Here is a 24,052-nt window from a genome sequence, read left to right on the forward strand (position 1 = left end):
GTGCTTTTTGGTTTATTCAGTAATCATATTTAAAAAGAATGCTATGTGTTGATCTAATTTTGACTCGACCTCTGAGGTATCCTTACCGTCAAATTTTAAAATATTGTATTCAGTGAGTAAGGTGAAAACGGGGTATTGGTACTCAATTGCTAATAACTTTGGTTCAAAATTCCTGATTTTATTCATTTCAATTAGTTTACTAAAAACTAACTCCAAGAAATCAATCGTCTTTTTAAATAAGTCTTCTAAAATGATTTCCCTTGCAAGTGGGAAACGAAATTGTTCTACTTGTAGGACTCTCCACATTTTCATGCCTGTTTCATCTTCCATATACTTTTTAAAATTCCGATGGCCTGCTTTTAAAAACTCTTCGACTGTGCTTTTTTGTAAAATCTCATCTAATAACTCAACAGGTGGAAGAGTCTTTGAAAAATCATCTCTAAAGTAATTTAAAATGGATTCCAATATTTCGTCTTTATTACGAAAGTGATTATATAAAGAACTCTCTTTAATTCCGACTTCTCTTGTGATTTCACGAATAGAAACCCCACTAAATCCTCTTTGTGAAAAGAGGTCGAGGGAAGTATTGAAGATTTTTTCCTTCGTACTGAGTGTCATGCTTGAAACCTCCATCCATAAAAACATTAATTATCATTTTACACTAACGTACGTTAGTATGGAAGGGATATTAGTGAAAAATGATTATATGGGTCAGCTTGGAGTGATAAAATGAAATCCTTTCTTCAACCCTATATCAGTTAAATTATATTAAGGAGAAAGAAACAACTTGGTAAAATTATATGATATTGTTGACCTTCTTAAAGGAAATATAATTTGAGTTATATAATGAAACCTTTTTTGAAAAGAGTCGTCATATAGAATGATAAATAAGTATAAAGGATCCTAAAAGGAGATAGTGCATGAATTCAATTGAGGTTCGGAATTTTAAACAAGAAGATATGCCATTGTTAGGAGTTTTTTATCAAGCAGTTGCGAAAGATAAGAATGTTGTGTTCTGGTGGATTGGTTCTGAGGAAAATTGGGAAAACGTCTTCTGTGCGTATGAAGATGGAAAAATGATAGCTAAGGGGCAGGTTGAAATTGTGAATACGATTCCTGACGGACATCCTGAAGCTAGCAGACATAGCATTTACTTAAACCTAAAGACATTGCCAGACCGAGAGACAGATACAGATTTATTAAATAAAGTGTATGAAAGTCTTTATCAACGTGCATTAAAATTAAAAGAATCATTGTCACCAAACTTTAAAACCCATCTATGCGTAGGTAACTTTGGAACAGAGGTACACAATAATCGGTTTTTCTTAGAAGAAAAAGGGTTTCGGCAATCGAATACCTTATATACGATGAATAGGAACTTACACTTACCAATTACACTTGCTAATTTATCTCAGGAGGAACTAAGTTGGGAGTTCTGGAAAATGGAAAGTGAAGAAGAGGAAAACCAATATTTGGAAACAGAATGTATTATTTGGCCAGATGCTGCTTTAGGATTAAATAGACTACGAGAATACAAGAATAATCCTAACTGGATGGCCTTGCCGGTTAGGAAAGACGGTGAAATTATTGCTTGTGCAATGGCATGGCAAGAAGAAGAACTGGGAGTTATTGAGGATGTATTTGTTAAAACTGAATGGCGAAAACAAGGGATTGCAAAATTTCTTCTAACTACTGCTCTAACTTACCTTAAGGACAAGGACTTGGAAAAAGCGAAATTAATGGTAGATACGGAGAACGAAATGGCCCTGAATTTATACAAATCCGTTGGTTTTGTTGTGGCTGAAGAAGAGAAGAGATTTTACGTAGAACTTGTTTAATTTTGGTTGGAACAAGTTTATCTAGGGACTGTCTCCAATAGTTTTATAGTACTGGGTTTGGTTCTTTATGAGTAGTTATTAGTAAATGTACCCATTATTGGATATTACTTGTAGATAAGTGAGGGATATAGCCCTTGAAAGATTTTAGAGCTATACACTTTTAAAGAATAAGTGAAAATTGATAAAAAGGGGCTAGGCTCAAAGTGTCGGTAAATCGGACCGTCTGAGTCAGCCTCTTTCTCATGTCTTAATTTGTTGTTACATTTTATAAAATCTGAACCTGAATCCGATTCACTTGACGATAAACATAATACCTGATAAACTTTTATAATTATATTAATATAGTTTTCTTGTATATGTTCGAGAATATGGCTCGATCGTTTCTACCAGGCTACCGTAAAAAGCTTGACTACAAGAGAGGATGGTTTATATGGATACTTGTGTTCTATGAACCTCTCTTTTGTACATGCCTTGGTAGCTATGCTATCGAGGCATTTTTTAATTGTAGTGGGGAAAACTAAGTATAAAATTTTTATTTTACTGTCAGATTTATTATAAACATACCACTATGGGGAGAGATGGCATATGCCTATGCACACTTATTTTAAATTTAGCGAACGTCAAACAACCTTTAAGCAGGAATTCATTGGGGGGTTAACAACATTTTTATCAATGGCATATATTCTTGTTGTTAATCCACTAGTACTAAGTGAGTCTGGGATGGACAAGGGTGCTGTATTTACTGCAACTGCAATCACAGCGATTATCGGTTCCTTGCTAATTGGCTTACTAGCGAATTATCCAATTGGAATTGCACCAAGTATGGGGTTAAACTCATTCTTTACGTATTCAGTTGTAATCGGGATGGGAATTCCATGGGAGACAGCGTTAACAGGTGTTTTCATCTCAGGAATATTATTTGTAATTTTAAGTGTGTTAAAAATACGTGAAAAAATTATTAATGTCATTCCACAGGATTTAAAATATGCGATAGCCGGTGGAATAGGATTCTTTGTAGCTTTTATCGGGTTGAAAAACGCGAAGATTATTCAGGGAAATGATGCGACGTTTGTTTCATTAGGGGATTTTACTTCAGGTCCTACAGCTCTTGCGTTATTTGGATTTATCATTACATCCGTTATGCTAGTCAGGGGAGTTCGGGGCGGTATTTTTTATGGTATGGTCATCTCATCAATTGTCGGGATGATTGTAGGTATTATTGATAGACCAACAGGAATTATCGGAAGTATTCCAAGTCTTGAGCCTACATTTGGTGTCGTGTTTTCGGAGCTTCCAAATGTATTTACACCTGACTTATTTGTTGTTATATTCACTTTTTTATTTGTAGGTTTTTTTGATACTGCAGGAACGTTAATTGCAGTAGCTAGTCAAGCGGGTATCCTAAAGGAGAATAAAATTCCAAATGCTGGACCAGCTCTATTAGCTGATTCATCTGCCTCTGTTGTAGGTTCAATTTTGGGGACATCAACAACTGCTTCGTTTATAGAATCAACAGCAGGTATCGCTGCGGGAGCTCGTACAGGTTTTGCTTCTATTGTTATTTCAGGATTTTTCCTATTATCGCTCTTTTTCTCACCATTGTTATCAGTCGTTACAGCCGAAATAACGGCTCCTGCACTAATCATTGTAGGTGCTATGATGGTTGCGGAAGTACGCCATATTGAATGGACGAAGCTTGATATAGCCATACCTGCATTTACAACGATTATTATGATGCCTTTAACATCAAGCGTCGCTACAGGGATTGCATTAGGGTTTATTATGTATCCTATTACAATGATTGCCTTGAAAAAGCATAGAGATGTGCATCCGATTATGTATGTTCTCTTTGTGATGTTTATTGCTTATTTTATTTATATGTAGATAGTAGGGGGAGCCAGTAGTGGTTCCTCCTTTTTTCACCTAAACAAGGAGGTAAGCAGAAAATAAGCAAAATGAGATAATATAAGTATTTACTTCTGATAGAAACTAGGAAGGTTATCCAATGAAAACGTATAAACTAAAAACCAACTTTAAGGAACATAAAAGAGGTACACTGTTTTATTTAGTTTCAGAATCGGAATTTATAGGAGTTAAAGAATTTATTTTGCGAACAGAAGATTTAAGGAGTAGTTTATCGATAAATGAAAAAGAACTACTTACATATTTTGTTTTTATAAGGAATACCTAGGATTTCCAAACATATAGATAGAAGCCGCTTACTGAATGAATGAAGAAACCGCCATCTACAGACGGCGGTTTCTTTGTATTCATTACTTCTTATTTTGTTAGTTGAGCTTCCTTACGGTTAGCCACTTTAAGATCGAAGCGGTCTGCATTCATAACTTTAACCCATGCAGCGATAAAGTCACGCACAAATTTTTCTTTGTTATCATCTTGAGCGTATACTTCTGCAATAGCACGGAGAATAGAGTTTGAACCGAATACTAGGTCTACTCTAGTTGCTGTACGAACTACTTCACCTGTTTTACGGTCACGGCCTTCATAGACGTTTGCTCCTACAGGCTTCCATTGTACTCCCATGTCAAGCAAGTTAACAAAGAAATCATTTGTAAGTTGTTCTACATTGTCAGTGAATACGCCGTGTTGTGTACCACCGAAGTTTGTACCTAGAACACGCATACCGCCAATAAGAACAGTCATTTCTGGTGCAGTTAGGTTTAATAGTTGTGCTTTATCTATTAAGAGTTCTTCTGGACTTACACTATATTGTTTCTTTTGATAGTTACGGAAACCATCAGCTACTGGCTCTAATACGTCAAAGCTTTCAGCATCTGTTTGCTCTTGTGTAGCGTCGCCACGTCCAGGAGCAAAAGGAACTGTAACGTCAAAGCCTGCATCACGAGCAGCTTTTTCGATAGCAGCACTACCGCCTAGAACAATTAGATCAGCCAAGCTGATGTCTTTATCTAGATCCTTTTGAATGCCTTCAAGTACTGTAAGAACTTGTGCAAGCTGTTCAGGTTGGTTTACTTCCCAATCCTTCTGTGGTGAAAGGCGGATACGTCCTCCATTTGCACCACCACGGTGATCAGAACCACGGTACGTACTTGCTGAAGCCCAAGCAGTTGTTACAAGTTTGCTAACAGTAAGACCTGAGTCTAGGATTTTCGCTTTAATTTCAGCTATGTCAGCATCAGTTAAATCATAGTTACCAGCTGGTACTGGATCTTGCCAGATAAAATCTTCTTCTGGAACTTCAGGTCCAAGGTATCTAGCTTTTGGTCCCATGTCACGGTGTAATAGCTTAAACCAAGCACGACCAAATGCAGCTGCAAATTCTTCTGGATTCTCATGGAAGCGACGAGAAATCTTTTCGTAAATTGGATCATGAATTAACGCTAAGTCTGATGTAAACATAACCGTTGGAACTTTAATAGACGGATCTTCTACATCTGGTGCTAGATGCTCCTCAGCAGGATCTACAGCCATCCATTGCCATGCACCTGCAGGACTCTTTGTAAGCCACCATTGATATCCGAACAATAAATCAAAGTAACCATTATCCCATTGTGTAGGATTAGCAGTCCAAGAACCTTCGAGTCCACTAGAGATAGTGTCACGACCTTTTCCTGAACCGTAGGTACTTTCCCAACCTAAGCCTTGTGCTTCAATTGGAGCAGCCTCTGGTTCTGGGCCAACTTGAGAAGCATCTCCAGCACCGTGTGCCTTACCGAAAGTATGTCCTCCTGCAATCAAGGCAACTGTTTCTTCATCATTCATTCCCATACGTGCAAATGTTTCACGAATGTCTTTAGCAGAAGCAAGAGGGTCTGGTTTACCGTTAGGACCTTCTGGGTTAACGTAGATTAATCCCATCTGAACAGCAGCAAGTGGATTCTCAAGGTCACGTTCACCAGTGTAACGTTTGTCATCTAGCCATTCTGTTTCAGCACCCCAATAGATGTCTTCTTCTGGATGCCAAATGTCAGCACGACCTGCTCCAAAACCTATGACAGGACCACCCATGTCCTCAATCGCAACATTACCTGCCATAACAAGCAAGTCTGCCCAAGAGATTTTATTACCATACTTTTGCTTAATCGGCCATAGAATACGGCGTGCTTTATCAAGGCTAACGTTGTCTGGCCAGCTATTAAGTGGAGCGAAACGTTGGTTACCAGTTCCACCACCGCCACGGCCATCGCCATTACGATAAGTACCTGCGGCATGCCAAGACATACGAATGAAGAATGGACCATAATGGCCATAGTCTGCTGGCCACCAATCTTGACTGTTTTTCATTAGGTCTTTAAGGTCCTGCTTAAGAGCATCATAGTCTAACTTTGAGAATTCCTCTACGTAATCAAAGTCTTCACCCATAGGGTTTGATTTTGTGTCATGTTGACGGAGGATATTCAGGTTTAACGCGTTTGGCCACCAGTCTCGGTTTGTAGTACCACTTGATTTTGGACTAGTAGCACCGCCGTGAAACGGGCAGCCTCCAGTGGTTGCATTTTCTTTATGATCCATATTTCTCAACTCTCCTTATATGTAAGATTAATAATTATGAATCTAGTTTATGAACTAAATTTATAATTATTGTTATTCTGTAATTATTATAATATAAGATTCGTTAAATTGAAAGTAAAATAGAGTATAAGAATGATAGTTTATTTATTGTAGTGACTAAAACACTGATTTAGTCCTTGGAAGAAGTACTATATAGAAGGAGATTATAGAATTCACGAACGATATCTTTGTTGCGAAATACTATATGTAATTGAGAATTCAATGCAATTTGCTTCAATGTGAATTTGAAAACATGATTTATTTTTCGTAGGGAGTACATACATATTTTAAAATTTAAAACAAATCGTACAATCTGAGGATAGTGTAAGAGAATTAACATAGTGTTTTGGAAGTATACTTTTATGAAAAAATAAGAATTTAGAGCATTTATACTTTTTTCTATTACCATTATAATGAAAAGGAATTGGAGTAAGCAAGTAATAAGGATATTACGTAAGGATTTCTTTCTTTCTATATGGGTTGCTTTATATTTCATATAAATAGGTAAAAAAGAGAGAAAAGAAGATAAGCTAGAGACATATAAAGGTTTTGCTGTTTTGAGGAAAAGAACTGAATAACAATAATAGTAAAGGAGATTTAGCAAATGAATGTACTAATTGTATACGTACACCCCGATGAAAACTCATTAAATGCCTCTCTTAAAAACATAGCTGTAGAAATATTAGAAGAGCAGGGGCATGAAGTAATAGTATCTGATTTGTATGCTAAGCAATTTAAAGCTGTAGCAGATAAAAATGACTTTACTGTTTTAAAGAACCCACATAAGTTCAATTATATTTCTGAGCAGTATCACGCATATATTAATAAGACATTTTCAAATGATATCTTAATAGAGCAGGATTATATTGCTTGGGCCGACTTGGTGATATTGCAGTACCCGATGTGGTGGAGTGACGTTCCAGCAATTCTTAAAGGGTGGTTTGATAGAGTATTATCATATAAATTTGCCTATGGCCCTGGGCGTTATGACCAAGGTAATCTAAAAGGTAAAAAGGCTATTCTGTCTATCACACATGGTGGAGAGGACCTTTCTGATTATGGAGACGATGGTATTAAAGGGAGAATTGATGATCTGTTATTTAATATTAATCATGAAAAACTATACTACTGTGGCATGGATGTATTAGAGCCATTTTTATTCCCGGCAGGTGCTACTGAAGAAGTTAGGTTAGAACATTTAAAAGAATGGAAATTGAGACTTATTAATTTAGCGAATGAAAAACCGATCCAATATAGATCAATGAAAAGTTATGAAAAAACACACTAATCGGTGGGGAAATTAGGGTATCTGTCTTTTAAACAGCTTTTTATTTTATTCACTCGATCTGATAAACAGTTATATAATTGGAACCCAATAGTAAGTGTAAATATATTTAATTAGGAATATTGTTTTTGATGAACGTTTGTTTATGGTTATTTTTTTATTGTTACATTAGGAATAAATGGAAACGTTTTAATCAAAAATAATCATATGAACAAATTTACTACTTACTAGGAGGTATTAAACATGAATAGAGATTCAAAAGTGAATGCGCAGGGGCATATAGAAAATAAAAATGAGGAAAAGAAAAAACAAGAAAAGAAATCCAGAGGTTCTCAGCAAAGAGACTGAAGATATAGAGAAAATAAAAGTAGATCACCTCTGGTAACTAGTGCCTGGGTGATCTTTTACTAATAGTAAATTATAAAATACTTTCCTAAAAACATCAGCGTATTACAGCTCTACGGCCGAATGATAGGCTTGGCAGTCTTCGATTCTTCTAAATAATACCTATTCATCCCTTTGATAATAAGTTTTCTGAAACAAGGGTTAACTAGGGACAAGAAACTGTTAAGTGAAAGCAGGACGTTTCAGGGGAGATTGCCGCCTTGATTAATATTCACAAAATTGTAATAAATTCTTACTTGTTAAAAAGTATGGATAAGTATAATGTGATATAATTTTACTGGAAGGGAGGTAGTAAAATGTCGAACTAATAACCATAGTAATAATAAGTGTTTTAGATTTTGATTTCATTCTATTAATCTGCAGTTTTTCCCCGTCCAATCTCTTCAATTAAAATCCACTATTAAGCCCCTATACTATCCACATCCAGTAAAAATACTTAAGAGAATTTGCTCAATAGATTATTTGAATTGATGGGGAATATGCCGGTTCAATCAAAAGGAGCGTTATTATGAATGCTGTGCTAAGTAAGATTGCCAAAGGTATTACTGTTTGTTATTCAGAGGTTTTCCCCAATGAAAACAATAATTTTTTCCACCTTAACTCTAATGAAAGGTTATTCTTGATCGCGGATTCATATTGTATGAATCCAGATTGCGCATGTCTCGAAGTAGTACTAAATTTTGTTCAAGTTTTTCCGAGAAAAAATACGAAACCCGACAGTTTCATGATAAGGTTTAAACTTAACGGTAGGGGATATAAAATACATGATCAGGGGAAATATTCCAGACGTGATATTCAGACCTTCGTTCGCCATTTTACGGCTGATGACTCCATATTAGTACTTTTAAATGAACGATATAATGAAATGAAGGTAGAAGCCAAAGAAATGATATGTTAAGTCTAAAATTTAAGGAAATGTAAATTATAGAACGTTAAAAACAACTACGTAAATAATTTAGCTTGCATCACCATATTAACGAAGCAGTTGAAACGATTCATTTGTTTAAATCTATTTGTAGATATTTTAGAACTTTTCTACAAAATTAAGTTAACAGTTCCTACATTTACATACTGGTTTCCCTATACACATCAAGAATATATGCTCAGGTAACGAAATCTACTATATAATAGAATGTATCTTAATTAAAAAGGATACGATTACATGTTAAACCGAGCCTACACCGCCACCGAATGGATTACAAGAATTGTATATATTAACCTACTATGGATTAGCTTTTCATTCCTTGGTTTAGTCTTCCTAGGATTCTTCCCAGCAACAATATCAATGTTTACTGTCATTCGTAAATGGTTAATGGGGGATAGAGACATTCCGGTATTTCGAACATTTTGGAAAACCTATCAATCAGAGTTTATCAGAGGAAATGTATTAGGAGTAATCATCTGGCTGGTTGCTGGCTTACTGGTGCTTGATCTTGTTTTCATTAAATTTACAGGCAGTTCATATACAAGTTTAGTTCAAATTCCTGTATACATGCTTATTTTGGTGGCAGGGTTAACTACCATATACATATTCCCGGTCTATGTCCATTACAATCTCAAACTAAATCAAATCATAAAAAATTCATTTTTCCTAATGCTTATCAACCCACTAGAAAACACTGTGATGATTGCTAGTCTTGTTGCCATATTTTTTGTGGTGAAATTCATTCCAGGCTTCGGTTTTTTCTTTGCAGGTAGCCTTTCAGCAACTGTGATAATGGCAACTTGCTTACTAACTTTCAAAAAGGCAGATAACAAGAAAGCAAACTTATCAACATAGTATAAAAAAAGACAGACTGATAGTTTCCCGAAAGAGAAGCCATTCATCTGTCTTTTTATTTAGCTGATAGTAAATTATAAAATACTTTCCTAAACACATAAGTGCAACTACGGTTCTGTTGTCCCCTAAAGGGATCGGCAATCGCCGAGTTTACTCTACCCTTTCACAGACCCAGCTGCCATACCTTCCACAATCTTATCACTTAAAAACAAGAAAGCGATTAATATAGGTACAATCGAGATAACAAGAGTTGCCCCAATCGCGCCCCAGTCTGTTAAGTATTGACCAACAAAGTTATTGATACCGACCGTTAGTGTTTTCCAACTGTCAGAACTGATGAATGTATTTACAAATACAAATTCATTCCAGTTGTAAATCATGTTAATTATTGCTGTCGTTGATAGCACAGGTAACGTCATTGGCAGCGTGATTTGGAAGAAAAGTCGGTGAACCGAGCATCCATCCATTATTGCGGCTTCTTCAATTTCACGTGGGAATGTTTTATAAAAGCCAAGTAAAATCATAACGGTCAACGGTAGGTTGAAGGCCGTATATGATAGGACAATCGATAACGGGTTATCAATTAAGTTCGCTGAATTGTACATTTTAAACAAAGGAATTAACGTAGAATGCAAAGGAATCATATAAGCTACTAAGAATAATCCGAGAATGGGACCACTTAGTTTCCAATGCATTCTTGTTATTGCAAATGTTACAAAGCTAGCTAGAATGATGGTTAAGGCAACTGATAATACTGTAATCCAGACCGAATTGAAAAAGTAGACTCCGATATTCCCGGATGTCCAAGCCTTCGTATAATTTCCCCATTGTGGATCCTTTGGTAATGCGAAGGGAGACATCCCAAACACTTCTTGGTTGGTCTTCAGTGAAAAAAATACTAACCAAACCAATGGGTAGATTTGAATAATTGCAAATAGCCCTAATACTAGATAAAGGATGCCAAAGCCGATTTTGCCTAAGTAGGATTTCCTTGTATTTTTAGGTAAGGGAAGGTTGGATGTGACCTGCGTTTGAACCTCACTCATTGTGTATTCCCCCTTAATATTGAACATCTTCATTCGTTTTTGTTAGTCTTGACGTTACCCACGTCATGACCAGACAGATGACTAATAGTCCAAATCCGATGGCACTACCGTAACCAAAGTTATTTAATTTAAATGCTTCTTTATACATATAAGAAGCTATAACTTCACTTGCACCGTTTGGTCCTCCACCAGTCATTACGTAGATCAAATCGAAATATTTTAAAGAACCAACTACCGCAAGCATAATTGTTATCTTAAAAACATTTGAAATCAGTGGTAATTTAATTCGTAACGCAATTTGAAGTGGGGAGGCACCATCAATCTTTGCAGCTTCAATAATTTCATCCGGTACATTTTTTAAAGCTGCGTAATATATCAAAATATAAAAACCGGCGTACTGCCAAATGATGGGAATGAAAATGGCATACAATGCAATGTTTGGATCTGCTAACCATATCGGTGTATTTTCTACACCAAAGAGTTCAAGTAGTTTATTAAGCATTCCATTTGTAGGGTCAAAAATTTTCATCCACAGCTGCGCAATGGCAACAGAAGATAAAAGCATTGGGATCAAATATATTTTACGCAATATATCAGAACCCTTAATTTTACTAGCTAAAATAAGCGATACTCCCATATAAAGCAGGAGGCTAAGTGTTGAGAAAATGGCTAGGAGAAAGGAGTGCCATGTACTTGTCCAGAATACTTTATCTTGAATCAGGGTGACGTAATTTTCTAACCCGATAAATTCCATTTCCCCAATTCCATTCCAATCCATGAGACCATAATAACCTGATAATACAACCGGAATATAAATAAGGATGAGAATAAGAAGCAACGCTGGAAGTGTATATAGGGCAATTATATATTTTTGTGACATTACATGTTTCATCTGGTTCGTCACCTTCCTTTCGATAGGTGTCAGTAGATTAAAGAAGAGGACATATTCTCAGCAATATGCCCTCATTCCTACGTAACTATTATTCTTCAGCAGCAAGTGCCTCTTCTTGGACTTTGGCAAACTCTTCTGGAGTTGTTTGTCCGCCAAATAGCGCTTGAATTTGATTTAAGTGAACATCAGCTACAGCAGCAGACATTTGCACATCCGCGTAAAGAGTCAGGTTTGATGCATTTCCTAAGTCATTAAGGATGTCAATGTACATTTGTGCTAGGTCGCCACTTGAAGTATCAACCTTTGTAGCAGGGATTACACCAGCGTCAACAACTGAATGTTTACCCCATTCTTCAACTAAGTAAGCAACAAACTCTTTTGCTTCATCTTTTACCTTTGATTGTTCTGAAACGAATAATCCAACACCAGGTCCGCCTACAAAGCTATCAATATTACCTTTTCCGCCCTCGTACGTAGGGAACTTGAAATATCCGATTTTGTCTTTGAATTCTTGAGGAACATCTGGGCTTGTTGTATAGTTTGGCAGCTCCCATGTACCCATTAAGTACATCGCTGCTTGTTCGTTCATAAAGTATCCTTTCGCTTCGTCATTTGAAAGACCATTTGTTCCTTTTACAAAAGCACCCATATCAACAAGTTTTTTAACTTCTTCAGCTGCTTTTACAAGAGCAGGATCTTCAAAGCTGCCAGAGCGATTGATTGCATTGTTTAATGTATCAGTTCCACCAATACGGTCTGCAAGGTACATATACCACATTGAACCAGTCCAACGGTCTTTGTTTCCTAAAGTAATAGGAATTACGTCATTTTTAGCAAGAGTTTCAACGACATTCAAGAACTCATCATATGTTGTTGGTACATCTAGCCCATTATTTTCAAAAATTTCCTTATTGTAATAAATAGGTGCAATGTTTAATTCAAGAGGTAGTGCATATGGTTTCTCATCTACTGAGAAAGCATCAAGTGTGCCAGCGACAAATTGATCTGTCTTAACAATATCATCTAGAGGTGCAAACATATTTCCTTCAACGAAGGGCTGCATATATCCAGCTGCCCAAGTAATACCAATGTCTGGAAGTTCATTTGATGCAGTTAATACTTTGATTTTTTCTTTGTATTGCTCGTTTGCCAAGATCTCTGTCTGAATATCTACATCAGGATTTGCGTCTTCATACGCTTTGATAATGTTGTCCACGATTGTGAATTGGGCCTTTGAACTACCCTCTGGCCATAAATGCATCATCTTTACAACTGTTTTGTCTCCACTAGATGAATCTGCTGGTTCGTTGGATGTGTCATCAGAATTTGAACATCCTCCTAAAATGAGCCCCCCAAGTAAAGCTAAGGACACCATAATAGAAAACGCTTTCTTTTTCATAAATCAAAAACCCCCTCAACGTTTTGATTTTGTTCCTTACTAGTTAAAGTCTACCATCGTCCTAATTTTCAAAAAAGGGAGCCAGGATTAGGAAAAATACTACTATTTTTAGAAAGCTTTTTCATTTGTTGTTCTTCGGTACTTACTTGGTGTTGTATTCTCATATTCTTTGAAAATCTTAATAAAATATTTCGATGTCTTATAACCAACTTCCTCGGCAATTTCATTGACCGGTAGAGAGGTGGAAAGCAACAATTCCTTTGCCCGCTGCATTCGGCGCCTTGTAATGTATTCACTAAAATTCAGGTTCATCTGCTCCTTGAATAACACACTAAAATAACTGGAATTCAAATACACGTGGGCTGCTACATCCTTTAGGGTTAGTTCTTCATGTAGGTGCTGGTCAATATAGGCAACGGCTTCGCGAATTGTATCTTTTGTCGTTTCAATTTTTGTATTAGCTTCGACAATTTTTTGATCAACAACTTTTTCAATCATGCCGGCACGTACTTGTTTTTCCAAAACGGTTACAGCTTCTTCTATAGCTTCAAGGAGCTTTTTTTTACCAATCGGCTTTAGAAGATAGTTGACGACGCCAAGTCGTATGGCTTCATGAGCATATTCGAACTCGGAGTAGGCAGAAATCATTATGACTACAGGTGTCATACCTTTTTCTTTAAGGGTTTTTAATAGCTGTAACCCATTCATTTCAGGCATGCGGATGTCAGATAGTAAGATATGAATCTTCTTTTCCTCTGTAATACGAAGCACTTCCTCTCCGCTTTCTGCAGTAAGAACTGTGAATTCACCTTTGTTCCAGCTTTCCAATGTTCTCTGAATACCTTGTCTCGTTCTAGGTTCATCGTCAACGATAACTATATTTTTTGTAATCATTTACTCCCCTCCATTTATAGGTAGTTCAAATGAAATCCGTGTTCCCTCATGTAACGTACTCTTAATTGAAAGATCTGGTTGTAAAAATTCCTTGTAATACAACTTCAAACGTTTATACACATTTGAAATAGCCATGCCTTTTCCTGTCTCTGAAGATGTGCCGCCCGTTTCCATTGATTGAAGAATCCAGTCAAGACGTTCTTTATCCATACCAGAACCATTATCTTGAACTGAGATTCGAATTCTTTCTTTAAATCCTTTTCTTACAGGTTCAACTGATACTGAAATGTGGCAGTTTCCAGCTTTGTTTCCAGCTCCATGTAAAATTGCATTTTCTACTAAAGGTTGGATAATTAATTTTGGTATTTTAATAAGCTCGTATTGTTTTGGAAGAGTAACTTGCCATTGAAGTCTCTCGCCGAAGCGCATTTTCATAATCTCCATATAGTCCCCGATATGTTTGATTTCGTCCTTTAGAAAGACCCAATCGTCATCAGTTTCTTTTGTAATGGTGTAGCGGAATAAGTCGGACATTGCGATGACCAGTTCTGCGAGTTCTTCTTCGTTTTTCTCTTCAAGTGACCACTGAAGTGCATCTAATGTATTAAATAAAAAATGCGGGTTAATTTGGGCTTGCAGCGCTTTTAACTCACTCCTGCTCCGTAAGATTTCTTTTTGATACACCATCTGTATAAGGTGATTAGTTTCTTTTACAAGCTGGTTGTAGGTGCTGTTTAACTCTGTAATTTCGTTAACTGACGCTACACTTGGAGTGAGTGTTAATGCACCTTCTCCAGCACGCTGCATGGTTTTGGTCAGTCGTAAAATAGGTCTGGTAATGATTGTGGAAAGGAGAAAAGAACAAACCGTAAAAATTAGTAATCCAACAACTCCAGATAGTAGGATACCAGTTCGAATCATTGTAATCCCCTCTGTAAGTTCACTGACAGGAGTTAAAATAAGAACGGTCCAACCTGTTTTTCTGGAAGATTGTTTGGTTACCAGATAATCTTGTTTATCAAGATGAACAGTGGTTTTTTCACTCTGGATAATGCTCGATACATCTCCATTGTAATTTTGAATAATCGGCTGTTGCTCTTGATCTACTAGAATAGAATATTGATTGAAATCACTCTTTTCATTCGCAAACTGAAAGTGATTGCGATTAATACTAAATAATAGATAACCACCATTGATATATCTTCGTTCCATTAAATTGACCCGACGGATAGCCAGGAAGTTATTAATATCATTCGGATCGTCGCCAAGCCAGACCAAGCCACCCTGTGCACGATCTGCCTCGACAAACCAATCCTTATTAAAACGATTCATTAACGCAATATCACCAAGAGGAAGAACAAGCTGCTGTTTGTGGGAAAAGAGTTGAAAAGAAGCAATTCCATAGGTATTACCTATTATTCTGTTAATACGTCCCATTAATTGTTGACGATCATTAAAGGTGACATCATTTCCGTCATAAACCTTAGTTAACGTGCGCTGAACTTCTTCATCTGTTATCACGAGCTTGGAAGACATATTAATTTGCTCAAAAAGAGATTCCATTCTACCATTTGCTTCAATGGCAACCTGCTGGATTTGCTTTTCTGCATTGTTTTTTAAAAGGGAGGATACTTGTCTAAGTGTTAGAAGACTCACGATGAAAAGAACAATAATCATAACAACTAAGAAAACAAACAAAATTTGGTTGCGCAATGTGTTCCACTTTTTTAACTGAGTGAACATTGTAAGTCGCCTTTCCTATGTAATTTAGCTTCATATTTGTTTTTTTTATGAGTTGTCTCAGGTGGAGTTACTATTAATCTATGATTTAAAAGAGGCAATAAAACGAAATAGGGAAAACATCCTAGGGAAATTTTAGCATTTTTAGGAAAAGATGAAAAGATGTGGGACAGGGGGCCACTGTCCCTTGTCCCACTATGGCCAGGTTTCCTGTTTTCCAAATGTCACACAGCTGATGATTTGCGAATTATGTGGTAGTAGATAATTTGGAGGGTTTGGACAATCATGTAAATGGGGAAGGACCAGTACATTTTATATCCTTTATCGTAATGGAAAAGACCGATTTTTACTCCAATCCATTCAACTAAAACGGAGAATCCCGACCAGACTATGATGTAGATTATATTTTTATATCCCTTTATTGTTAGCTTCGAGTAAAAGTAGATAAAAAAATAACTAAACGGACCATTCATTACATAATAAGTGAAATCGATCAATTGAAATTTGGAATTATCATTTACATCATACAAATCCCATGGTTTAACACTAGTTGTATGATCAAAGAAATGAACAATTGTAATTCCAAATAGATAATGTGCAATTCCCTCAAGTATGGGAAGAATTCTAGGTAATATAAAAACAAGGAGATTAAACGATAGGAGCGTAATAATAACAAACCATTCATTCCAATCAAATGCATTTTCATAAACTACTGTCATTGCTTAGACTCCTTTTTGAAATAAACAAAACAATTTTAGCAATTCCTAATCCGCAAAGTAGGTAGGCTGCATTAATAATACCTGAAAAGAAAAAATTCCATTTTTTAAACTCAAATACATCAAGAAAAACTAAAAGTATCTCAATACCATGCAAACATGCAAAAGTAATAATGAAATTAACAAACTTCACTTTTAAATTTAATCCCGTAAAACAAACATTACAAATAAATAGAACAAGCAACGGTATAATTACATCTCTGTATAGTAGTACTGCTGGAAATAGTAATGGATTGTCCGTTGTGTAAATTAGCTTGAAATTTAAAGATAAGATCGTAATAACATTTGTTGCAAGTATGGTGATCAGCATGAAAATAATGGAATTTTCTAGAAAGGTTAAGGATTTCCTTTGAAAAAAAAAGATATAAGAAATAAAAAGCGTAAATATTATTGCAAGGGGAAGTCCAATCATTAGAAACATCTCCTTTAATCTTCCATTTATTTAGTATGTGTCTTTTGCATATGGATATCCAAGTTTCCCCCACAAAAAGATGTTTTTTATTCTATTGAAATTTACGGTATTAAAAATATTAAATAAATCGACTAAATATTAATTTCTATATATTACCTTTTTTATATAGAGATAGTAAAAAAGTTATTTTATATATAGTAATTTTGTATAGGTTTATAGACAAACCATAAAGGAATGGCTAATATGGATGGTAGAAAATAATGAAGATTAAGGTTATTTAACAGAAAAACACCTTGGTTTTGTACCTCTTTAATGATCTTGCTTTTGAAAAGGGCGAGGTATCAATGTTAGAAACTATTATTATATTTTCAGCATGGATTATAGCAATCTTACTATTCTATTTTTTAGTACCGGCTCGAAATTACCGATTAGCAATTTTAGGCTTCCTTATTATGCAATCAATCACATGGCCATTAGGATTTATTGTTTCCGAGTTTAAATTAATTAGTTATCCAATTCGACTTTTTGATTATGCAGCTCGTACAAGTTTTACTTTTGAGTACTTTGTGTTCCCGATAGTTAGTGCCATTTATAATTTGTACTATCCACGGAACTCTATCCGAAGAGGTATCCTTTTTACATGCGTCATAGTCTCTGGATTAACAGTAGTGGAATTAATCCTTGAGAGTTATACAGATAATATTGAGTACAGGCATTGGGAATGGTATTATAGCTGGATTTCGATGTTTTTTACTTTGTATATAGCGTTTGGAATTTGGAAGTGGTTTCTAAAAAAAGAATTGAGGTCTTAATGTAGCAGAGAAGGATTGAATTCGGTAATTTCACTGGATTCAATCCTTTTACTTTATACGTTTGAGTTTTGTACGTAATACATAATTATTTTATCGGTACTTTAAAAAACCACAGCATAAATAAAATGATTACCACAGAAAAGAGATAGCTTTTAATAGGTCTAGTGTGATTTAGACGAATCATTACATACATTACTATGTAAAAGAATATATCCATCCAATACTCGTATCCATTTTTTAATATTAACCTTTTAAAATGCACAAATGGAAATTCAACCAAAAATGAACCAATTACCCAAAATAATATATATTTTGCTTGCTTTAGTTTGGTGTTTAAATAAGGATAGTGAGAAAGAAATAATAACGTTATAGCAGGTAAATTGACAAAAGTATAGGCCAAGTCAACGATAGAATGTTTATTCGGCAAAATATCTCCTTTGTAATGCCAAAGTAGGTAATCATGACAGAAATAGTTGTAAAGAAGATTAGAAATAATTACATATTGAATAGTAAGGATATATTTTTGCCAGTTTCTCCAATCACCCATGAAGTAAGCAAATCCAAATAAACATAAAGATAATACTAAATGCATAATAAATTTTCACCTTTTTTACCTTTTATTATCTAATCAATTCAGAATACTATGCACTGTTTTCTTGCAAAATTTTCCTTGTTATTCTGCGGAAATATATTATGTTTAATAAAATAAGTACCAATACTTAACTAATGAAAGAACCCTGACACCTATATGTTTATGTTTCGTTGGGGATTTTTTCGTCATATACTCGTATTAACAAATGTTCTTGTTTTTCACCTAATTTATTGTCACAAAGAAGGGATTTGATGAATTTTGTCAAATATTTAGAAAAAAATGTTTTTATATGAGGGATAACGATGAATAAACAAATTGAGTACATTGGTAGGAAAATACAAGATTTAAATAAGGATGTAATGGAAGCAATTAAAATCCCGATCGGAGAGGATAATTATAAAAAACCTAAATATAGTAGAATGGAATTTCCACGGATTACGGTGGAAAACGTATTCGTTCATATAGGGGAGTATTTAATGAACCCGATTGATGAACTGGAAAATAACCTTATTACTTGCGTAGAAAATTATGGTCTTTTTTTTATCCAGACGAAAGCTTCCCTTGATCAATCTTTCAACTTTGTTTATCATACTCGTTCATTAATTATGGAGATGCTTAAAGAAGAAGTACTAAATGAGAGTATTTCCATAAATTGTTATTTTGAAGTAATTAGTATAATTGAAAACATATACCAGATTATCTCTAAAACACTAATGAACATGTACAATGAAGAATTATCTGTTATTAAACTCGCATTAGATGAGTCAAAAGAAGATTTACGAATGACACTTAGTGAGCTTGCAGATTTAGAGAGAGCTTTAAATGAAGCCACTATTTTTGCGATAACTGATCGCGAAGATAAAATTATATATCCAAACGACAACTTCTGCCAGTTATATAAATATACTAGAGAAGAATTAATCGGGAAAAAACATGATATATACTCTTCAAACTTTCATCCCCCTTCATTCTTTGACGAAATTTGGAATACAATTCAAGGTGGAGAGGTATGGAAAGGGGAGATACTTAACCAAGCGAAAGATGGAACAAAATATTGGCTTGATACAACCATCATTCCGTTTGTTGATGCAAATGGTGAGCGGTATAAACACATTTCCATACAATATGACATTACAGAAAAAAGAAATACGGAAGAAGCCTTACGTAAAACTGAGAAACTTGCGATGATAGGAGAACTGGCAGCGGGCATCGCCCATGAAATACGAAACCCGTTGACGACTGTCCGTGGATTTATACAGTTATTGAATGGTAACGGAACACAGCCACAGTATGTCAATACAATCCTTGATGAGATAGATCGTATTAATTTTATTGTTAGTGAGTTTATGGTTTTTGCAAAACCTCATCAAATTTACTATAGTGACTGTGATTTAAAAAGTATTTTAACCAGTGTAGTGAAATTTCTCGAGCCAGAGGCGATTCTCAAAAATATAAATATTGAATACAGTTTCCCATTAGAAAGTATTGTCATTTCCGGTGAAAAAAATCAATTAAAACAAGTGTTTTTAAATCTTTTAAAGAATTCCATTGAAGCTATGCCTACCGGAGGTAACATTTTTATTAGTGTTGAAAGGGTAGAACAGAATTTTTCAATCACGATAAAAGATGAAGGTATTGGAATGGCACCAGTCCAGCTTCAAAAATTAGGTGAGCCATTTTTTACGACTAAGCAAGAAGGAAATGGCCTAGGGCTTATGGTAAGTTATAAAATTATTCAAAATCATAGGGGAACGATTCAAGTTGATAGTCAATTGAATCAAGGAACTACTTTTTATATTTCATTTGAAAGTCCGGTATCAATGACAACATGATTTAAAATTTTTTAGTGTACTTGATAAAGTACAAGTAGGAGCCTACGGAAGGTGGGCTCCTTTTGTATTGCACACAAAAGAAAGATGAGAGAATTGAGGTCTAACCATATGACTATTTAACTGTTTTTTAGATGTTTTACACTTAGTCGTTTGATTCTATTACTATATTTTCTAAATCTTTAGTCCCGGTTTTCCCCCAAAAACCTCTAAACATTCTTCTCTAATGTAAATATTTCCGCTGCTTTTTACCTGTAAAAGCTTAATACTACGCTAATGTTTCCTTATTATTCGGATGTTAATTTATAAATAGATTCTTGCTATAATGAAAATTAACTTCAAGAATATTATGCATTATGTAAAATTTTATTTCACACTAGCGTTTCATAAATTCAAAAAGAGGGGAGATTAGGTAAATGAATGTAAAGTGGTGGAGAAATGTTGTACTAGCCTCAGTAATTACAGTTCCATTGGCACCTACTGTACATGCTGATGGTGAACCATCAGATGTAGCTCAAGCTCGGTCAACATCTTCTAACAAAAATGAACCAGTTATCTTTGTTGGACCAGCTGGAAAGACGCTTGTATCAAATCAGGAGACAACTCCTATAGGTCCCGGTATTAATCTTACCAGGTTTGAAAGGTTTGATATCCGAGGTTGGTTAAACGGAGAAGTTATGACCATTGAGCTAGGAAATGAAAGCGTTTCAACGGACTTGCTATATCCTGGAAAAATATCGTCAGCTAAACCACTGTCTGAAATGGCAAAGGAGGCTGGGGCAATTGCAGGAGTAAATGGAGACTTTTTTGATATTAATAATACAAAAGCTCCACTTGGTACTGCAATCAGTGGGGGAGAAATGATAAAGGGGCCACAAGGTAGTCACACATTAACGGCTGGAGTAGACAAAAGTGGGCTTGGATATATTTCTACTATTCTACTTGATGGAAAAGTGAAGCTTCCTACCGGTGAATTTACACTTGATACACTCAATCAATATGGTATTTCTAAAGATGGTATTGGGTTATATACATCTATTTGGGGAAGTGCAGAACGATCACAAGGTGGAAGTCCAGTGTATGAGGTAACTGTAACGGAGGGAAAGGTTTCTTCCGTTTCTGAAGGAGCTGGACGAGGTGCTATTCCTGAAAATGCTTTTGTACTTGTCGGAAGGGAAAAGGGTGCAGTTGCATTACAAACATTATCAGTTGGAGATGATGTAAGTGTAAATTATGCTCCTAAGACCGACAACGACGTCTCCTTCGCTGTTGGAGGCAATGTTAAATTAGTCGAAGAAGGGCAGGTCCTTTCAAATCTAGATGATTCTACTTCGGCTCCCCGAAGTGCTGTTGGGTTTTCAGAGGATCGTAAAACAATGATTCTAGTTGCAGTTGATGGACGTCAAACAGATAGTCGCGGAATGACCTTTAAAGAGTTAGCGGAGTTGTTAAAAGAATATGGTGCATATTCTGCATTAAACCTTGACGGTGGAGGCTCAACAACTATGGTTGCTCGCAAACCAGGAACAGACAATATTGAGGTTGTAAATCAGCCGTCAGATGGTGTTGAAAGGTCTGTACCTAATGGAATTGGGATATTTGCAAAGGCTGGAAGTGGCGAATTGAATAGCTTTACTGTTGCGACAGTGTTTGAATCAGAAAAGAGTAGCCGTGTATTCCCAGGTTTAACAAGAACGTTTATTGGTCTGGGGCATGATGAAAATTATACTCCGGTTTCAGTTGAGGACGTAAAATGGAAAGCGCTACCTGCAGATGTAGGGACTTTTGGGAAAGATGGAGAATTTCATGCTAAAAAGCCTGGTAAGGCAATTGCTGAGGCACAAGTAAAGTCTGCAAAAGGATCAATGGAGATTACTGTTCTGAGTGCATTAAATAAAATTGAAGCTTCGGAATCACGTCTGAGTCTTGAAGTAGGAAAACAGACTAGTTTTTCTGTTAACGGTTATGACAAGGATGGGTACAGTGCACCTATTGAGGCACGGGATGTGAAATTAGAATATGATAATACTATTATTTCAATCATGGAAAATGTAGATGGCAGCTTTACTGTAGTTCCTAAAAAGGATGGGGAGTCTGCGTTAGTCACAATAACGGTTCAAGATGAGGTTGCGTATCTTCCGGTAACAATTGGTCTTGCTACCCAGAAAATAGATGAGTTTGAAGAGATAAATGGTTGGTCATTTACAAAGTATCCAGATGCCGTTGGGGCATCCATGAGTCATGTTGACGGAAGGACTGGCAAGGGGATAGAGCTAGCATATGATTTTTCAACAACAACAGCGACTCGAGCGGCTTATTTACAAGCATCACCGATGATTGAGCTTCCGGGCAGTGTACAGAAAATAGGATTATGGGTAAAAGGTGATGGAAATGGAGCTTGGCTTCGAACAGTACTTGAAGATGCAGGAGGCACAAGGTATACGTTAACTCTAGCAGATAAAGTGGATTGGACTGGATGGAAGTATGTAGAGACAACAATACCAGAAGGTGTACGATATCCAGTAAAACTTTGGAGAATTTATCCAGTTGAAACTAACAGAAATAATCAGTATACAGGTCAACTAGTGTTTGATGATGTGACAGTTAAGGTTCCTACATCAATTGATGTCCCTGAAGAAACTAAGGATGCCGATCCACTCATCATTCAAAATGGGGAAATTGAAAAAGGACGTTGGACGTTTGCGGTACTTGCAGACAGTCAGTTTGTTGCAAAGTCACCAAACAGTTCTCAAGTACAAATGGCTCGCGAATCACTACGCCAAATCGTGGCCGCGAAACCTGACTTCTTGGTTATAAACGGGGATTTAGTTGACTCAGCCTGGAAAGAGGACTTTGACCTTGCAGAGCAAATTTTACAAGAAGAGGTTGGAGATAAGCTACCAATCTATTATCTTCCTGGAAATCATGAAATTATGGGACCAGGTACATTGGATAACTTCTTAGAAGTCTATGAAAACAACCGCTATACATTTGACCACAAAGGTACACGATTTATTTTACTAGATTCATCGACTGGAAGTTTCCGTACTAGCGATTTTCAGCAGCTTTTAGACTTGAAAAAAGCATTAACGGAAGCAGCAGCAGATCCGAAGGTAAAAAATGTCGTTGTAATGGCACATCATCCTACAAGAGATCCGCTGCCAACGAAAAATAGTCAGCTTAGTGACCGAAAAGAATCGAATCTTCTTGAACAATTTTTAACAGAGTTCCGTCAAGACTCAGGTGGTAAGGGAGCGCTATTCGTAGGCGGACATGCACATACTGTTAGTGTTGACCGTGTCGAAGGTGTTCCATATATGGTCGTTGGTCCATCTGGAAAAGCACCATACGGCTCATCAGATGCGGGTGGTTTTTATGAGTGGACTATGTTTGGAGTTGACCCAACTCCGATACCTGATAAAGCAAAGGGACCAGAGCAATCAAATGGTAACGTATCAGGTTCGGACTGGATTCAAGCTGAGGTTAATCCATTATTACTATCAATTACTCTCCAAGCACCTGTAAGTGTAAAAGTAGGAGAAACTGTAAAAATTGAGGCGACTGGCCATCAAAAAGACAATCTAAACTTCCCGCTTCGCTATCCAGCAACTGTTCAATGGGAAGGTAGTAACAATGTCTTTATCGGTAAGGGAGAGGAACTAGCCCGTGCAGAATCATCCGGTAAATATGATGCACTCTTTAACCAGCAAACACTTGAGCTAAAAGCCTTAAATGCTGGAGAAATTAGCTTGAAGGTTGAAGCAAATAGAATGACTGAGGAACTTAGTATTGTAGTTCAGTAGTGAGACAAGGGTTCTT

19 protein-coding genes and 1 riboswitch are annotated in these 24,052 nt (G+C 36.1%); of the genes, 9 read left to right on the top strand and 10 right to left on the bottom strand.

The genetic code is table 11. The features are described from left to right. Positions 1 to 12: 12 nt before the first annotated feature. Entirely contained in the window at positions 13 to 618 is a 606-nt protein-coding gene (locus AB3M96_RS06490; RefSeq protein ID WP_412966764.1) for a TetR/AcrR family transcriptional regulator, read from the bottom strand. A gap of 302 nt (positions 619 to 920) precedes the next feature. On the opposite strand from AB3M96_RS06490, the gene AB3M96_RS06495 reads away from it, so the two are divergent. The 3 genes from AB3M96_RS06495 to AB3M96_RS06505 all read left to right on the top strand — a co-directional run bounded on the left by AB3M96_RS06495 (position 921) and on the right by AB3M96_RS06505 (position 4,029). Beyond that, entirely contained in the window at positions 921 to 1,838 is a 918-nt protein-coding gene (locus AB3M96_RS06495) for a GNAT family N-acetyltransferase (protein ID WP_412966765.1), read from the top strand. A 330-nt stretch (positions 1,839 to 2,168) separates the two neighbouring features. Continuing rightward, positions 2,169 to 2,270: riboswitch (purine riboswitch) on the top strand. A 159-nt stretch (positions 2,271 to 2,429) separates the two neighbouring features. After that, entirely contained in the window at positions 2,430 to 3,722 is a 1,293-nt protein-coding gene (locus AB3M96_RS06500) for an NCS2 family permease (protein ID WP_412966946.1), read from the top strand. A 121-nt stretch (positions 3,723 to 3,843) separates the two neighbouring features. Further along, positions 3,844 to 4,029: a hypothetical protein gene (locus AB3M96_RS06505; protein ID WP_412966766.1), complete on the top strand. Its 186-nt coding sequence runs from the start codon at positions 3,844 to 3,846 to the stop codon at positions 4,027 to 4,029. 89 nt (positions 4,030 to 4,118) lie between these two features. Here the strand turns inward: AB3M96_RS06505 and katG are convergent, their stop codons facing one another. Next, a complete protein-coding gene (katG, locus tag AB3M96_RS06510; RefSeq protein ID WP_412966767.1) occupies positions 4,119 to 6,332 on the bottom strand; it encodes a catalase/peroxidase HPI in 2,214 nt (737 codons plus the stop codon). 643 nt (positions 6,333 to 6,975) lie between these two features. Here katG and AB3M96_RS06515 point away from each other — a divergent pair. The 3 genes from AB3M96_RS06515 to AB3M96_RS06525 all read left to right on the top strand — a co-directional run bounded on the left by AB3M96_RS06515 (position 6,976) and on the right by AB3M96_RS06525 (position 9,841). Further along, a complete protein-coding gene (locus tag AB3M96_RS06515) occupies positions 6,976 to 7,659 on the top strand; it encodes an NAD(P)H-dependent oxidoreductase (RefSeq protein ID WP_412966768.1) in 684 nt (227 codons plus the stop codon). 1,126 nt (positions 7,660 to 8,785) lie between these two features. Then, positions 8,786 to 8,959, top strand: coding sequence for a hypothetical protein (locus tag AB3M96_RS06520; RefSeq protein ID WP_412966769.1), 174 nt, complete (start codon positions 8,786 to 8,788; stop codon positions 8,957 to 8,959). Between the two features lie 264 nt (positions 8,960 to 9,223). Beyond that, entirely contained in the window at positions 9,224 to 9,841 is a 618-nt protein-coding gene (locus AB3M96_RS06525) for a YesL family protein (RefSeq protein ID WP_412966770.1), read from the top strand. A gap of 155 nt (positions 9,842 to 9,996) precedes the next feature. Here AB3M96_RS06525 and AB3M96_RS06530 read toward each other — a convergent pair whose 3' ends face one another. The 7 genes from AB3M96_RS06530 to AB3M96_RS06560 form a co-directional block, all read right to left on the bottom strand. Next, a complete protein-coding gene (locus tag AB3M96_RS06530; protein WP_412966771.1) occupies positions 9,997 to 10,887 on the bottom strand; it encodes a carbohydrate ABC transporter permease in 891 nt (296 codons plus the stop codon). A 13-nt stretch (positions 10,888 to 10,900) separates the two neighbouring features. Continuing rightward, positions 10,901 to 11,779, bottom strand: coding sequence for a carbohydrate ABC transporter permease (locus AB3M96_RS06535; protein WP_412966772.1), 879 nt, complete (start codon positions 11,777 to 11,779; stop codon positions 10,901 to 10,903). Positions 11,780 to 11,867: 88 nt separating this feature from the next. Beyond that, entirely contained in the window at positions 11,868 to 13,178 is a 1,311-nt protein-coding gene (locus AB3M96_RS06540; protein ID WP_412966773.1) for an extracellular solute-binding protein, read from the bottom strand. Between the two features lie 108 nt (positions 13,179 to 13,286). Beyond that, entirely contained in the window at positions 13,287 to 14,072 is a 786-nt protein-coding gene (locus tag AB3M96_RS06545) for a response regulator transcription factor (RefSeq protein ID WP_412966774.1), read from the bottom strand. Next, entirely contained in the window at positions 14,073 to 15,785 is a 1,713-nt protein-coding gene (locus AB3M96_RS06550) for a sensor histidine kinase (RefSeq protein WP_489672276.1), read from the bottom strand. A 251-nt stretch (positions 15,786 to 16,036) separates the two neighbouring features. Beyond that, entirely contained in the window at positions 16,037 to 16,531 is a 495-nt protein-coding gene (locus AB3M96_RS06555) for a hypothetical protein (protein ID WP_412966776.1), read from the bottom strand. Then, positions 16,515 to 16,898 (bottom strand): hypothetical protein, encoded by a 384-nt coding sequence (locus AB3M96_RS06560; protein WP_412966777.1) that lies wholly within the window; start codon positions 16,896 to 16,898, stop codon positions 16,515 to 16,517. The genes AB3M96_RS06555 and AB3M96_RS06560 overlap by 17 nt, the downstream gene beginning before the upstream one ends. Positions 16,899 to 17,344: 446 nt before the next feature. Between AB3M96_RS06560 and AB3M96_RS06565 the strand changes: the two genes are divergently transcribed. Then, the gene (locus AB3M96_RS06565) at positions 17,345 to 17,812 is read left to right on the top strand and encodes a CBO0543 family protein (protein ID WP_412966778.1); all 468 of its coding nucleotides are present in this window, start codon (positions 17,345 to 17,347) and stop codon (positions 17,810 to 17,812) included. An 85-nt stretch (positions 17,813 to 17,897) separates the two neighbouring features. On the opposite strand, the gene AB3M96_RS06570 is transcribed toward AB3M96_RS06565, so the two are convergent. Next, a complete protein-coding gene (locus tag AB3M96_RS06570; RefSeq protein WP_412966779.1) occupies positions 17,898 to 18,404 on the bottom strand; it encodes a CBO0543 family protein in 507 nt (168 codons plus the stop codon). A 302-nt stretch (positions 18,405 to 18,706) separates the two neighbouring features. On the opposite strand from AB3M96_RS06570, the gene AB3M96_RS06575 reads away from it, so the two are divergent. Next, positions 18,707 to 20,236, top strand: a complete 1,530-nt coding sequence (locus AB3M96_RS06575; RefSeq protein WP_412966780.1) for an ATP-binding protein — start codon at positions 18,707 to 18,709, stop codon at positions 20,234 to 20,236. Between the two features lie 413 nt (positions 20,237 to 20,649). Next, positions 20,650 to 24,036, top strand: a complete 3,387-nt coding sequence (locus AB3M96_RS06580; RefSeq protein ID WP_412966781.1) for a phosphodiester glycosidase family protein — start codon at positions 20,650 to 20,652, stop codon at positions 24,034 to 24,036. Positions 24,037 to 24,052: the final 16 nt, after the last annotated feature.

The organism is Ferdinandcohnia jepli, from assembly GCF_047246645.1.
Taxonomy (GTDB): Bacteria; Bacillota; Bacilli; order Bacillales; family Bacillaceae_L; genus Ferdinandcohnia.